This is a genomic window from Pseudomonas sp. AM14(2022) (assembly GCF_036346455.1).
Taxonomy (GTDB): Bacteria; Pseudomonadota; Gammaproteobacteria; order Pseudomonadales; family Pseudomonadaceae; genus Aquipseudomonas; species Aquipseudomonas putida_A.
This window is the reverse complement of record NZ_JAOTNY010000011.1, coordinates 68,266-84,216: the sequence shown is the minus strand read 5'-3', so window position 1 is coordinate 84,216 and position 15,951 is coordinate 68,266. Positions and strand designations below refer to the sequence as shown.

Annotated in this window: 4 protein-coding genes; 3 read left to right on the top strand and 1 reads right to left on the bottom strand. The window is 58.9% G+C overall.

Going from position 1 to position 15,951, the window contains the following annotated elements:
* Positions 1–119: 119 nt before the first annotated feature.
* Together V3W27_RS20645 and V3W27_RS20640 are read left to right on the top strand one after the other, a co-directional pair.
* Entirely contained in the window at positions 120–7,175 is a 7,056-nt protein-coding gene (locus V3W27_RS20645) for a TcdA/TcdB pore-forming domain-containing protein (RefSeq protein ID WP_330207410.1), read from the top strand.
* Between the two features lie 110 nt (positions 7,176–7,285).
* Positions 7,286–14,251 carry a TcdA/TcdB pore-forming domain-containing protein gene (locus tag V3W27_RS20640; protein ID WP_330207455.1) on the top strand — a complete coding sequence of 2,322 codons (6,966 nt, stop codon included), beginning with the start codon at positions 7,286–7,288 and terminating at the stop codon, positions 14,249–14,251.
* A gap of 62 nt (positions 14,252–14,313) precedes the next feature.
* Here the strand turns inward: V3W27_RS20640 and V3W27_RS20635 are convergent, their stop codons facing one another.
* Positions 14,314–14,910 (bottom strand): MarC family protein, encoded by a 597-nt coding sequence (locus V3W27_RS20635; RefSeq protein ID WP_007961956.1) that lies wholly within the window; start codon positions 14,908–14,910, stop codon positions 14,314–14,316.
* A 216-nt stretch (positions 14,911–15,126) separates the two neighbouring features.
* Between V3W27_RS20635 and V3W27_RS20630 the strand changes: the two genes are divergently transcribed.
* Entirely contained in the window at positions 15,127–15,930 is an 804-nt protein-coding gene (locus V3W27_RS20630; RefSeq protein ID WP_247268726.1) for a hypothetical protein, read from the top strand.
* Positions 15,931–15,951 lie beyond the last annotated feature (21 nt).

The window sequence follows — 15,951 nt, the reverse complement described above, 5'->3', positions numbered from 1 at the left end:
ATTTTGACATGTATTGAAAGTTTTGAAGTTTGAGCTCCGATTCGCCAGAAGTTAGTTTGGCCGCTATGCAAGTGCCAGCGGGCACTTTCGTTATTGGTCAGGGCAAAGGAGCAACTTTCATGCAGGACCGAAGAACTCAAGACGCCAGCGGGTTTGTCAAATTCATCAAACTGTTCAAGCAGGCGGATCTGGAACAGGCCATGTCGGCGTACAGGGGTAGTGAATCCTATCAGTCAGTGTGGCGTTATTATTTTGCCTGTATTGGCTTGCTCGATTCTCCACGACTGATCGAGCCTTTGGCACTGCTCAAGCAGTCGATCGGCCAGTTGATCGGTTCGCCACATAAATACTCGCAATCCGATAGCCAGCCTGCACAGTTGTCGCGCATCTATAACAGCATCCAGGCTTTCGAGACCCGTGTGCAAAACAGCCTGGCGTACGCGAAGAGCACCCCGACTGCGGTGCCGAAGAATCTGCACTTTGTCTGGCTCGGTGGAGGACTGGGCGCGATACAGCGTGACTATCTCAACCTCTGGAAACAGGTGCTGAACGGGCAAGGTTACAGCCTCCATCTCTGGTACGACAGCGACGCATTGTTGGCCTGGCAAACCAACAGGCTGATCGTCGAGGCGGCCAAGGCCGACGCCCTGCAACAAGATGGCAGCGACAGTATTTCCAAAGACCAGTTGGGCACGCTGTACGAAGAACGGGCCATCGTCCTTAAACAACAGATGTCCATGCATATCGATGCCGCACTGGCGCGGGGACTTTCAGCTGATGAAGCACGCGTCGATCTGTTGGCCCGTGCCTATGGGCAGGACGCCGCGCAACTGGAGGCGCTGATCGAGCAAAACCGCCGCAGTCTACTGGACCTCGCAGGAGACGACCTGCAGTTGCGCGACTTGAACGCCCTTGATACTCCGCTGCAATTACAGGATATCTACGAGCGTGAAATCCGGTTGCGCGGCAATCTGGCCGCTGCTTCCGATGTGGTGCGCGCCGAGGTCCTTTACGAAGAGGGCGGCGGATATGCCGATGTCGATAATCTGCCGCCACTGGTCAAGACTCTGGGAGGCGTTGACATCAGCGGGTTTGATCCCCGGTCACGCGTTGGCGTTCTGCAACTGCTGCTCGATCACAATCGGCACTGGATGCCTGCACGCGAGGCGCTGCGCCACCAGTACACTGATTATCTGGCAAGCATTCCCGAGCAACACCGCGCCGCGCTTGAGACGTTTGCCCGACAAAAACCGGCGCTGAATGAAGTGTTCCAGGCGCCGGCCGAGTTGCTCGTCCGCCCACAGGACTTGCGGGCAGTTGCTGTGCAGAGCTCGCTGAGCAATTCCTTCCTGATGGCCCATGCCCGATCGCCGATGCTCAAAAGCGTGATCGACCGGTTTCGCTTCAATTATGACTTCATCGACCTGACGGCTCGACTGGCGGCCAAGCGCGGTGTTGCGCTGAGCGATTTTTACGGCATGTCGACGCTTGCGCGCGAGGTATTCGAGCAAAACTGCGGCTCTATTGCCGCTCTGTCCTCGATCGAACACGCAACGGTGAACGAACTGATTCTGGCGGTCGCCGGATATTTCGAAGACGGTATCCGCCCGCAGAGCGAATGGACAATTTTTCTGACTGGCCCGGCCGCGATGCGCGCTGGCATGCGCGATTACGAACAGCACAACTTCGTCCCGCGCGAAGATGAAACAGTGCGCGTCGAGACTGCCATCGAGCCGCTCTGGATGATCAACGACAAGACCGAGGAGGAGCAGGATCACTCGTGGAAAGACAACGCCAGCGATGATGAACAATGGGTTGTCGACGAACAGCAGCGTTGGCGGCAAGGACAGTTCAGTGTCCGCTACAGCGGTGATGTTGCTGCCCTGCTGAAACAGCAGACTGTGGTGTTCGAAGAGGGTTGGCCGCTCATCGAGGGACGCCCGGTGTTATTGACGGAGGTCTTGCAAGGGATGATCGACCGACTCGGTGCACCGTTTGTGGCGGCGATGAGGCAAGGTCATAACGGTCCGCTGGTTTTTCCCGAAGGGCCGGGTCTGGGGTTCGACGATCGTCAGGCCATCAAGGCCCAACCCGTCACTCTGCAAGCTCCGGCGTCGCTCAGTGATGCGCGGATTCAGGGGCTGGCGCTGGATGAGTTGCTAAGCGGCATTGCCGAGGGTTCGCTGCAGTTCTTCCAGATCAGTGCCTTGCAAAGGGTAGTGTTGGGACAGATGCTCGGCGTACGCTCACTGGATAACTCAAGCTTCACGCAACTTGCCCCCGAGCTCGACAACCTCGCCAACAGCGTTGCCGAGGTAGGAGCATCGGTACGTTATGCGGCCATTGAACGCCATCTGTATCAGCATCGGGCGCCGCAATTCATGGCCGGTCTCGCCAGCCATGTCGACCAGCCGATGGTCTCGTCGGACAGCGCGCTGACGTTAAAACGAGCCGCGCTGTCGCAGGCGCACACGCTGTTTCAATGGGGGCGTCATGTTGCCCTTATCCAGACCATCGCCACCCGCGAGCATCGTGAACAGGTGATCCTGCGGCTGGGTCAGGTACTGGGGCAAATCGAGGCCAGTGACGTCAAGCTGGTGCCGCAGGATCTGTTGCTCCAGGGGCCGGGAGATCCCGGTGGCCGCTGTTACCCGCTGGCGCTGATCATGAGCGCTGCTCTGGAGCACGGCGGGGCGGCATCGCGACGCTTGCGCGAGCGATTCTTCCTGGCCACCGCCGAGCCGCAGCAGCGCGATTCAATGGTGTTCCTGGAGGCGCTTGAGGAGTTGCGCGGCGTGCAGTTGCACGACATCGGCAAGCCGCTGGGGCGTGTCGATCTGCAGCAGCTCGGCACCACGCTGGAGGCGTTCGCCAGCTCGCGCACGCTGATGCTCAACTCGGACAACCACGCCATGCTGGTGGCGAAAATCTTCAATGGTGGGCACGCCACCTATCACTTCTATGATCCCAATTTCGGCGTGTTCGAGTTCAGCCAGCCTGACCAGTTTCAGCTGGCACTGACCGATCTTTTCCAGAAACAGGGTTTGGCGAAATACTATGCGGCCTATGGCGACGACGCGCGCCCGACCTTTGATCTGATCGAGCTGCAGGGGCAAAAGATAGCGGCGCTGGATCTGTCCGGCGGTTTGCGCGTCGGGCAATTGCTGGAATCCGACAACGTGCTGCCGGAGCATACACAGCGACCGATCCGTCGGCGCCTGAACAGTGCTCGCGGCCATTCCCTGGTCAATAATCCGCACCTGGGGCGCAGCCTGCGCGATCTGGACAGTCATTGGTGGGGACAGCAGATTGCCCAGGCGACTGACGCTCTACAGCACTTGCATGCGGCGGCAAAACCGCTGGTGCCGTTGTTCGAAACCCTGGAGATGACGCCCGCCGGCGAGTACCGGATCAACCTGGTCGATCCCACGCAGGCCGAGCATGTGGTGCAGGTGGTGAGCTCCGATCACCGTCTGCTGCGCATCAGAAATTATCTGTCGGAGCAGTTTTCGGCACTGGGCACCCGAATCTCGCCACAGATGGCAGAGGCGGGTGCCGTACACACGCTCAATACCGGCTTCACCATCCAGGCACTGATGAACGTCCTGCGTGGACGAGAGGGGGATGACCGCACCCTGACCACCGCCGTGCGCTTGCACGCTTACGTCAATTACGCGCAGCTGGTGCATGGCAATGTCACGGATGTCGCTGGCCTGATCAGTCTGGTAAAAACCGCGCTCAATGAAGACAAGATCATCGCCCGCACCTGTGCGCCGGTGGTTGGCGAGGCGCTGGGACATGTCGCCAACGAAGGCGTGGGCGCGGTGCTGGGGTTGGCCAATGTCGGTTTCGACATCTATCAATTGGCGACGGCAGACAACGAGATCGAGCGCGCGCAATTCGGCACCCAACTGGCCTTCGACTCCGCCAGTCTGGCGTTGACCGCCGGTGGTCTGGGGGCTGCCACGGCGGGCGCGGCAACAGCGGCCGCAGTGCTCGGTGGAGCCGGGGTGATCCTGGGCGGACTGGCCGTGGGTGTGGCAGCCCTGGCACAGGGGTTTGCCAGGATCGCTGAGCAGGCGCAGGAGGTCGGGCTGTTCTTCGATGAGCTGGAGCGGGTCTGTCGGGGTGTCGGTTATCGGTATGACGACGGACTCGGGGCGTGGGTCGCTCACCCTTCGCTGGTCGTCCAGAGCCTGGACTTCAATCGCACGATGCTGGTGCTCGACAGTCCTAAGGTGTATCGGCTGCGCGACCATTTCGGGGTGCCGGATTTCAATCCGGATGATCAACAAGCGCTCGATCTGCGGCGTGAACTGGGACTTCCCGGCTACATCCACTTCGATCCGCCGAGCACGCAACTGGTCGTCCTGCCGTGCACGCCGACCACGTACTACGGTTACGAATACAAGGCGCTGCCTTTCTCGACGCTGCGTCACGACACCGGCTTCGATACCGCCCGCAAGCTGGAGAAGAAGGATGCGGCTGGCCAGCGGCGGTTTCTGTTTTCGTTCTACTCCTTTCCCGTGCACTACATCATCAACCGTCTCGCACCGTCGTATCGGCCAACCGTGATCGAGGTGCGGCTGGATGCCCACGAGCGTGCGCTGGCGGTGCCAATGATGCCGCAGGTCTGGCACGACAAGGTGTCGTACCGCATCGAAGGTGCGGGCGGCGCCTGCTCACTGATCCTCAATCGCGGGGTCAATCTCCAGTTGCAGTCCCCCAGCCTGCAGCAGTGCCGCTGGAATCTGGTAGCCGCCTGGGCCACTGAGAGGGATGTGCGGATCGACGTTGGCGGGGTTCTTTCGGTGGGTGGCGTGAAGGTGACGTTCGGCGGCAGAGGTCGGCATGAGGTCATGCTCCAACTGACCGGGCGGCAATCGTTCAAGGTCAACCGCAGTGACGGACGACTGGACATTATCGAGCAGAGCGCGCCAGCCGGGGAGAATGAGCAGTCGCTGCTCACGCATTACCAGACACTGGCCCGGGAGCATCGGCTGGTGCTGCCTTACACGCCAGTTCATCACTTTCCGATTCCTTTCGAGCCCGAAAGCCAGCCGCGTCACACCACGGCCTGGTACGACGCTGCCGAGGATCGTTTTCTGTACATCCGCAGTGAAGAGGTACTGGCGGCCGATGAAATGCTGCTGGCGGCGGTGGTCGACGATTCTGCGTTTTTCTATGAGGTGCGCAACTACGACATCTGGCAGGTCGATGCCGTCAGCGGTTTGCTCAAGTGCCGCTATCGTCTACTTGTCATGGAGGGGCAGTGCAGCATTCGGCGTATTGAAGTCGATGCGCAGGGCGTGATTCATATCGAACAGCAATGGCTGGGTACCGATCGGCAAGTCACGCAGTTCAACTATCTGATCCATGAGGGCCAACTGCAACTGGTGGCAGTTACCCGGGAGATTGACCGTGAGCTGGGCCAGCGAGTGTTCGCCAACCCGACCTTGACGGATTGGTCGGTAGTGCTTGGTCACTATTTCACGTTATCGCCGGTGCCCGAACGCGCAGGCGTCAGTACCGTCGACTGGCAACCGGCCGCCTACGTGTCGGTCTGCTGGGCGTTCGATCCGGGCAAACGTGACCTGGTCTGGATTCGCAGCCGTGACCTGTTGTGCATTCATCCGTTTGCCTTCGGGCATGACCGCGGCTGGGTCGATTCGATCAAACAGCTTGGTGATCTGCTGCTTCTGCCGGTCAACGATGAGCACGAGCTGTTTTTCATTTACGACCGGCTGGCGCAAAAACTGTGCAGGGTGCAACGCAGCGCGTCCGCTGGCAGCGAGCGCTGGCCGGCGCAGTGGACGCATCAATGGCTGCAGCCCGACGGGTTGAATGACGTGGTGCCGGTACAGGACGGGTATCTGGCCCTGACCGACGACGGTCTGTTCTTCAACCTGACCGCAGAGGGTGAAGTGCATCTGGGTGGCTTGAGTGAGCGCTGGCTCAGGGGGCGCGCGCAGTGGTGGCAGGCACTCGAAACGCTGGCGGCGAAGTACCCAGTCAACAGTTTCGCCATTCTGGGCCTGCGCAACGCCGCCGGTGATCGCAGCCTGTGTGCCTGGTATGTGGATAACCGCTTGCTGCTGTGCGATCCGGGGCACGAACGGGAAATGCGCCTGCTCGGGGTCACACCGGACAACCAGGCGGTCTGGCTGTTCGATGTCGTCAACGGTGAGATCTGCAGTCAGCGGTTCTTCGACAGCCGGCAACTCGAGCCAGCATTCGGCAGCGGCGCCCAGTTACTGGCGAGCGACATGCTGCCGGCACCGCAGGCCGAGTGGGACGACTGGCGGTTCAGCACCGTGCGCAATGACGGCTCCGGTCTGTACGGGACATCGGTCAACGGCGTGTCACTCAAGCTGCGATATCAGGAAGCTGAAAGGATCATCGGCGTCGATCATCACTGGGCCAGCGAGCACGCGGAACATTTGCCGGAGTCTCTGCAGGCATTGCTGGAGACCGCCGAGCATGGGCCCTACATCGCCGTGGAGTCTGGCGCGGGCTACCTGCAATGGTTCGACGTGGCGAATGCACAACTGATCCGGGTAGCAGGCCAGGATCTGCCACACGATTGCGAATTACTCGGCACCCGCCATCGGCATGTGCTGTTGCACGAACTTCAGGCACACCGCGTACACGTCTTCCCCGGTCAGCAGAGCATCGGCCCGTTCGAATACATGCGGCGTGACGCCGAGGTGTTGGTGGTCGAGGGCCAGAACAAGGTTGAAGACCTGTTGCCACTGATCGCTGATGACGTGAGCTGTCTGGTGTTACGCCTGGGGCAGGGCGGCGTCACGTACCACCTGTCGAAGGCCTGCTGGTTGCGGCTGGACTCGGTGATTGTCGATTGCCGTCACCCGCTGGGCGAGGTCCCGGCAATTCCCGGCAAGCTGGTCTGGGCGCTGGACGCACCGCAAACACTGCAACTGTCGTTTGTCGACGAGCACTTGCTGATTGTCGACCCGGATCGCCAGCACAGCCTGATCCTGCGGGATGTGTGCTCGGCGGATCCGGCGATGCGCGGTGACGTCTTCCTCGGGTTCGAGGGCGGGCGTTCCTATCCGGTATCGAGCCTGGTGCAGAGGCTGCGGGAAATCGTCGAAGTCGATGATGGCGACGGCAGTACAACGCTGGCGCAGTTGCTGGGAGCGGTGCCGGCCTGACGAAAGTCTTCGTTGGGTTTTTTGAAGTTTGTTTTTTCTCTGTGTCGCGACGGTTCATGTCGTCGCGATGGGTTCGTTTGGCCAAAAAAAAGGAAATTGCATTGAGCACTATGGATGAAGTCACGATGGGCAGAGTGTTCGCCGATCTTATTGCGCGCACAGAACTTGAGTCCGTCAGCGGTAGCCTGGGGGAGGCTCCTTTGCGCTACTACGACGGAGCTACGGCGGCTACCAGTCTTGCAGAACAATTGATGGCGATCAGATTGCTCAAGGACGCGATTGAATCAACACAGCTGGACGCCGCGGATGCTCAGGTCAATAAACTGCGCCTGAAACTGGGCGACTACGACCGCCGCTTGAGTGCGACTGTGAAGATGCTCTCCGCTGGCAAACCGATACCGCGCATCATGCATTTTGTCTGGGTCGGTGGCAGTGAGGTCGGGCCGAATCAGCGCGATTACATGAACATCTGGCGCAAGGTACTGGCGTCGCAGGGATATGCATTCAATCTCTGGTATGACAGTGATGCGCTGCTGGCCTTTGAAATGAATCGGGTGATTCTCGACAGTGCCCGTGCGGACACGATGAAGGTATTAAAGGACGAAAAGGTAACCCCGACGGGACTGTCGAGAATGATCGAAGACCGCGCACGGGTACTCAAACAGCAGATGTTCGACTACCTGAATCATCCACGCTGGGCCGGACGCGCAGACGAGGCGCGGATCGACCTGATGGTGCGGGGTTATGGCAAAGACCGTGCGACGCTCGAAGCCTTCCGCCAGAAATGTCTGGATTCGCATCAGACCATGGTGGGTGAGGACTTGCGCCTGCGCGATGTTCGCCAGGAGTTTGCCAGTCATTTTCTGGCTGACGTCTACCAGCGCGAAGTCGCCATGCGCGGCAACTTTGCTGCTGCCAGTGACGTGGTGCGACTGCAGGCCGAGTTTCTCGAGGGCGGGCGTTACAGCGACATGGATTATTTGCCGCCGCTGATCGAGAGACCGGGCGGCGTGGACATCAGTGGTTTCAGTACAGACGCGAAGATCGGTGTCCTGCAGTTAATGCTCAACCATGACGATGCCTTGATGCCGGGGCGGGATCGGCAACGTTATGTCGACAGAACCGGGCATATTCCCGCCGAACATCTCGAGGCACTGAGCGCATTTGCCCGGAGCAGGCCGGGTGTGGAGCAGATTTTCGCTTCGCCGCAGCCGACGTCTTTACCCCAGGATGCCATCGGGCGCGGCGCGGCCTGGGGCATTCCGTCGGCGAGTGAAATGAATGCCTATGTTCTGGCTCACCCTGACAGCGGCATGGTCAATGCGAGCATGCACTTGATCCGGACGAACTATGACTGTCTGTATGAGGTTGAGCGCCGCATAAGCGTCGCGGGCGTGACACCATCAGATGTGGCGGCAGTCCGGGGCATCGCTATTGAGGTCGTACTTGAAGCTCGAGCAAATGGGCGGCTGCCAAAATCCGCGGCCTATTCAGCAGAAAAACTCGTAGGCGCCATCACCGATTATTATCAGGACGGGATTCGTCCCGACGCCTTGGGCACCATCTACATGACCGGTCCCGGCGCACTTGAAAGCGGTGTAATCGACTATGCCGAAAGAGGTCTGCAGTATGAGCACCTGCCCACGCTTCGCAAATATCTGAAGCAGGTCGAGGGCTTCAACGTCTTTACCGAAGAGGAAATGATCTCCGGTTGGGCAGTCAAGGATACTCCCGAAGACTGGCTGGCGAAAGAACATGAGAAGTGGAACTCGGGCAAGCTCAAGTCGCGCTACACCGGCAATCTGTCCGATTTGCTGAAAGAGCGGACTCTTACGTTCAAACTTGGCTGGCCGGTCATAGAAGGAAAATCCGTGTTGCTGACCTCGGTTCTGCAGCAACTGCTGGATGATCTGGGTGAGCCGTTTGTGCGGGCCATGAATGACCGCTTGACCGGTGATGTGACGTTCAACGTTCCCATCCACCTCGACTTTGATGCTCGACAGCAGGTGCTGAACCAGACAGTCGACAAAATTCCAACGTCCACGGGTGCCGAGTCACTGGGTAACCTCAACGAGGCCTTGGCGCGCATCGCGGCGGGCAAGTTGCCGCTGGATCAGTTGAGCCCGTTGCATCGGGTGATGTTCGGCGGCCTGTTCGGTGCCGCAACACTGGATCAGGTCGGGTTCGCAGACGCCTGGGCAACCACCGTCGCCTTTGCCGAAGATACGCGCGAGCGTGGCCTGGTCGCGCGCTACGAGGTGATCGAACAGACACTGCTCAATCGCGATCCTGCACCGGTGGAGGCACGAGTCAATGCATCGGAGCGCGAATCGCTCGGGCAGAACTCCAGGGTGCTGAAGGCGCAGGCATTTGCCGAACCGATCAGCGTGCGGCAATGGCGCGAGTACGTGAGTCGGGTCGAGGTCGCCGCCGTGAATGAGCGCCGGGCGTCGATCCTTGCGCGGGGCGCGGCAGTGCGCGAGGCGTTCTTCGCGGCGGGCGCACATACGGCCAGACAATTGCCGCAGGATTTGCTGCTGCGCGGTGCAGGGGATCCGGGCCGACGCTGCTATCCACTGGCGCTGGTGATGGCCGCCGCGCTGGAAAAAGGCGCTTCGGCCGAGCGCGCGCTGATCGGCAAACTGGCGATTGCCAACCTCACTCCCGACGCACCGCAAGCCCATGCCCTGCTCAAGGTGCTGGACGAGTTGCGTGGCGTTCCCATGGCGCGATTGGGCGAGAAGAGACCGGCGGCGAACCTGGCCACTCTGATGCAGACGCTGGAAGCGAAAACCGCTGCCGGCAGCCTGTTGCTCAACACAGACAATCATTCGATGCTGGTGAGCAAGGTTGTAGCGCAAGGCGAGACATCCTATCGCTTCTACGATCCCAACTTCGGGCTGTATGCGTTCGCCCGGATCGAGGATCTGCAACAAGGCGTCCAGCGCTTCATGCAGGAGGAAGTGATTGCCAGGCTTTATGGTCTGGAACAGGGGGCTGCCAGCGTTTTCGAAGTCATCGAACTCGACGGCGCAAGCATTGCCGGTAAATCGTTGCCTTCGGAAATTCGCGTTGAGCATTTGCTCAGCAGTGATCCGCTGGGTGGCGGGCGTGCCGTCGAACCCTGGAGTCAGCATGCCGCCTTGCGCGCGCGTTCCTTGTCAGAGAACGCGCGTCTGGGACAGGCGCTGAGCAGTGTGGACAGCCACAAGTGGGCGCGGACGATCGAAAGCGCGACCCTGCGGTTACAGGACCAGCATCAACTGTCTCGTGACTTCGTTCCGGTGTTCGACTCCCTGAAGAGCACTGCGCAAGGGCGCAGCGAAATCACCCTGGTCAGTGCCAGTGATCCGCAGCGCACACGCACAGTGCAGACCGATGACACGCGCCTGCAAGGGATCAAGTCTTACCTGAGCGATACGTTTGAAGCGTTGTCCGGCAGACGCGCGGGGTCGCCAGTGATCGATCCGACGGATGTCGGTGCGGTGCACACGCTCAATGCCGGATTTGCCATTCAAGCCCTGCTGCTCGGGTTGCAGAACGCGGAGTCCGGGATGGGGGCGACCGCGTTGACGTCGGCAGTGCGCATCCACGGTTACCTGGCCTACGCGCAGATGGCTCACGGGCTGGTGGTCGACGCAGTACAACTGCTGAATCTGGTGCGTCATGCCTTTACCGATGGTCTGCGGGTGGCCAAAACCACCTCATCGATCGTCAGCAATGCATTGGGCAGCGTCTTGAACGAAGGTGTCGGAACCGTTCTGCAACTGGCCAGCATCGGCTTCGACATTTATCTGTTGGTCAATGCCCAAAACGATATCCAGCGAGCGGTCTATGCCACGCAGCTGGCCTTCGATTCAGCTGGGCTGGCGCTGGGTGTTGGCGCTTTGGGCGCCGGTGTTGCCGGTGCGGGCACGGCGGCGGCCTTTCTCGGCGGCGCGGGGGTGATTCTGGGCGGGCTGGCGGTGGGCATCGGCGCTTTGGTCGAGGGCTTCAGCGCCAGGGCTGATCGTGGAAGACGGATCGGCCGGTATCTGAATGACGTGCATGCGGCCTATCGACCTGAAAATCACTCGGTACAAGGCGATACCTATATCGCCAATCCTTGTGCGGTCTATACCGGGCTTGATTTGCGCAAAGGGCTCATTACCTTCGGTGGCCACAAAATTTTCGCCGCGGAAGATTACTCCTTTCTGCATAAGCCGAGGATCGTCGGGGATCGCAGCATGGCATTCAGCATTCGAGAGGCCCTCGACCTTCGCGACTCGATTTCCTTCGATACAGCGCCGGGTATTGAAAGCGTCGTGCTGCCGAGTGTGCCGGAGTGCTTCCTGGGCTTCGTCCATGAAGGTCTGCCTTTTGCGACAACGCTCAGAGAAGACATGGAAACGGCTTTGGCACTGGAAAAATACAAGCGGGGAGGCGAGCAGCAATTCTGGTTCAGCTTTTACCAGGCACCGACCGAATACATCATGGAAAAAATGGTGCCCAACTACGTGGAAACCCGCGTCAGTGTGGTGATTGGCCCTGACCAGCGTTTTCTGCATGTCCCCCCGTTGCCGCAAGAGGTGCACGGTTACCTATGCTATGACATCGATGCCGTTGGCGGGCACTGTTCGATCACCCTGGCCGAGGGCGTCAAGTCGTTGCGGCTGCAGGTTTCCTCCGATGATCCAATGACCTGGTCATTGCGTGCCCCATGGGTGAGTGCAGCGGCGGTGAAGCTGGAACTGGATACTTTTCAGTTGGGCTCGATGCGGGTGCAGGTGCCCGCCAGGAGTGTCGTGTACCTGCAACTTGCGGAGGGGTTCTATCAGGTTGGCTGGGCAACGGGAGCGCTGCTCTTTGCTGAACTCGACGCGCTCAACGATGCCGACGGCCCGGCCACACGCAAGCATTTGCGCGAACTCGCCCGCGCTCATCGTCTGGCCGATGGCCCGACGGTCATCCGCAACTATCACGATGCCCTGACGGGCGTTCGTACCACGGCCTGGTACGACCACACCGAAGATGCCCTGCACCTGGTGCGCGGACTGGACCCACAGTATGCGGCGCAGATCTGCATGGGACCGACGATCGGCGAGGAGATGTTTTACTACTGCCCGGTGCAGGGAATCATCTGGCGTACGGATCTGGTCACCGGACAGATCAAGCGCGCTTATCGGGTGATGAGAATACATTCGTGGGGCAACGCCTGCATTGTTGCGATTCAGGAGACGCCAGAGGGTTTGCTGCAGGTGGTTCAGCGCTTTGAAGATCAGTGGAAAAGCTTCTACAAGATCACTTACCTGCTCGGGGAAGACTCTCTTGTCATAACCGCGATTTCCGATACGAATACTGATCAGCCAAGCCCCGTACGCGAAGGGCGCGACAATGTCCGGGAGTTCCTCGAACAGCACATGAATCGGCACCATGAGCCGTTTGATGAACAGAGGGTGGAGTTCACATTGGGCGTGTTCATTGCGCTCGATGCCTTCGATGAGAATTTGCGTACTCTCACCCGAGTGTGGGTACGCAGCGACGATGGGCGGTTCATTCGACCAGTGCTGCGCGATACGGAAGGTACACCTGACTTCCTCGATTGCGTGCTGCTTGATCCGCTTCAATCGACCGGCGATAAAGTGTTGTTTCACCATCTGGGCCATCGTCTTGTTTATCGACAGCACATTGCCGCAGCGGATCAGATACCCGAGACCTTTGCGCAAAGTGTCTTGCCGCTTGAGGTGCAGCATATTCACCGCCAGGGCGGACAATACGTCATCCTCACTGACGAAGGCATGCTGTTCCAGATGAATGACGACGGCCAGACGCGGCTGGTGGGACTCAATCACGCATGGCTGTCGGCCCGCCAGCAGCGCACTGGGCAAGGGTTCAAGTGGTGGGAAACGGTCGGGACCAACATTCAGAACGAGTCCGCCGATGGCGTGGAAGTCGGAGGTATCAGCGATGCAACGGGCAAGACATCCCTGTATGTCATCTATCTGGATCAGCAATTTCTGATTGCCGACACGGCGGGCAAAGCCATGCGCGTGTTGAGACTGACGCCTGACAAAAAAGCGGCGTGGTTGATGGACTGGGCAACCGGTCGAATCTATCGTCAACCCTTCATGACACCTGAAAGCCTGGCGACGGCATTCGGTTCGGGAACACGTTTGCTGCAGGCACATTTGCTTGCCCCGATGCAGCGAGTCATGCCACGACACACTTTTGCCTGGGCCGTGCCCCATGCATCAGGTCTGCGCGCCCGTCGGCATGACCATGTGCTGTTCGACCTGTTCGAAGGTGAATCGCCGCGTATCGTCGGCGTTGAAGTCGAGTTTTTCAACGACGTGGATTCCCTGCAGGCACGGGAGGAAAAGCTGGCGCGATTGCTTGCAGGTCAGCACAGCGCTCCGTACCTGACAGCGGGCCGGAGTGATGGTCTTTGCCGCTGGTATGACGTCGCTGCCGGTCGTCTGCTCAGCGCCACGGTGTCAGGCCGTGACTGGCCACAATATCTGGGCGTAGCGAACGGTCAGACCCTGGTGCTGCATGACCCTGTAACGGGCCAATTGTTCAGCAACGCGAGTGAAGATGTTACAAGCATTGATGCATGGATGACTGTGGAAGGGGTCAGCCGGGTTGCAGATACGCTGGTTATCGATGGCATCAGGTCAACCGGCAAGGTTGCGCCGATTCCGGCTGGCATCGATACGTTGGTCCTGCGTTTTGCGCAATCCGCCTCCTACCTTTCGCTCGACCGCCAGACTTGGGACAGCCTTGACTGCCTGATTGTCGACCTCGATTTTCCCGAGGCGGCAAAAATCTATCTGGCGCTGACACTGGAGCCGATGCATCGGTGGCTGGTCTCGATGTCCGGCGGGCACCTGCTGCTGACGGATCCCGACTCGGGAAGCAGCATCATCATGCGCAATGCCACGAGCCTTGATGCGGCACGGCAACAGCAGGTGACATTCGGGATTGCGTTACCTGACGAAATCTCGGTGACCGTTAGCCTGGAGGAGCTGATGAGTGCGATGGCCACGGAACCCCTGCTGGAACTCGGCGCGCTGATCGGGCTGTCCATCGACCAGTAAGCCATTGCGAGCTGGCAGATCAGACCGGGCTGCGGAGATTTTCCTCCGCAGCCCTTTTTCGTTCAGGACACCAGATAGCCCTTGATCCCGGTAAAGATGATCTGCGCCGCCAGTGCGCAGACAAAAAGGCCCATCAGCCGGCTGACGATCTGCAGGCCCTGATCGCCGAGCACCCGCTCGATGTGATTGGACAGATACAGCACCACCCCTACGGTGAAACTGGCCAGGGTGATGCTCATGATCGCGGTCAGTTTGTCGTCCCAGTGTGGTTGGCTGACGCCCATCACCAGCAGCGCACCGATGGTGCCCGGGCCGACGGTCAGCGGAATGGTCAGCGGGACGATCGTCACGTCCTGTTGCACGTTGTCACTCTGCACCACAGGCTTGCCTTGGGCCATGCCCAACGCCGAAATGAACAGCACGCTGCCGGCACCGATGCGGAATGCGTCCGCAGTGATCCCGAATACATCGAAAATCACCCTTCCGAACAGATACAAAAGGACGCTGGACACCAGGGTGGCAATCGCCACTTTCCAGGCCAGGCGCCGCTGTTCCTTGCGCGAGTAGCCACGGGTCAGGCTGATGAAGCAGGACAACACGAAGAACGGGCTGTAGAGCACCAGCATCTTCAGGTAAACGCTGAATAACACGTGGAGCATGGTTTGCGCTCGCATTCCGAGAGGTTGAGCCGGAGTTTATCAGTCGATCTGTTGGTTGTGGGACAGGTTTTAAAGGTGCGTGTTGTTTGTTTTGTGTGAGGGATTATGGTTTTTGCTTATTTGTTCTCTGTAAATTAAGTTACATGTTTAAGTTTGTCGGTGGGGTGATAGTTGATTATTGTTTGGTCTCGGCAAGTTCATGAGGAGCTTGTTTTAATGTATAAGGAATTTCTTGTGAGTAATGTATTTAGTGAAGCCTATATTGATGCCTGTGTAGAGGCGCTGGACTGTTACGATCTGGGCGTGCCAGTTGTTTCCAGGGCGCGTGGTTTTTTTTCTGCGGCAGATGAAGTCGAAGTTCCTGCCACGGCTTCGGTCGTGAGGGACGGGCTGATTACCTTTAGTGGTAATCTTACTGACCAAAACAGGAAAGATGCGCAGAATGCTTATCACTATGCATCGCTTGTTGCAACCAAAATGTTTCCACTAGAGCACCAAGGCAAAGAATGGTATGCGCAGTTCTGTAAGGTTATGGGGCAAGCGGGTTGGATGAGCCTCAGCATGTACTACAACAATCTGAATGTCTCGGGAACCAGCGTGCGCATGGACAAGTTGGTGTTGGAGATCCTCGCCTCGATAGTCACAGGTCTCACGGTACCGGGGCCGTCCACTGCATTAATGCTGAAAACCGCAGGTGATGCAATTGCCGCTCTGCAAAAACGCGATACCGCGTTGACGCTTTATGAGCGCAACATTCTGAATCAAGGTGTCGGTGGCGTGACCGTAGGCTCGTGTATTGATGTGAACGGCACGAACATCTTTGCCATTGGCACCGTACGATTTACACGTGGAAATTCGTCGACCAAAGTATTGTTCGTCGATACGGATGTTCGTAACGTCGGTCTGTATCGTGGTGAGACGGCGTTCGAAAAGAACGAAACCCTGGCTGAAGCTACTCGACAGCTCATTGCATCCAAAATTGTGGCTTACGCTACTGAGACGCTTGATTACGATATCTGATGAATGCAGGGAAGGGCGGTC

What these genes read in the sequence shown, in the direction of transcription:
- V3W27_RS20645 (WP_330207410.1), top strand. Translation starts at nt 120, where the DNA reads ATGCAGGACCGAAGAACTCAAGACGCCAGCGGGTTTGTCAAATTCATC.
- V3W27_RS20640 (WP_330207455.1), top strand. Translation starts at nt 7,286, where the DNA reads ATGGATGAAGTCACGATGGGCAGAGTGTTCGCCGATCTTATTGCGCGC.
- V3W27_RS20635 (WP_007961956.1), bottom strand. Translation starts at nt 14,910, where the DNA reads ATGCTCCACGTGTTATTCAGCGTTTACCTGAAGATGCTGGTGCTCTAC.
- V3W27_RS20630 (WP_247268726.1), top strand. Translation starts at nt 15,127, where the DNA reads ATGTATAAGGAATTTCTTGTGAGTAATGTATTTAGTGAAGCCTATATT.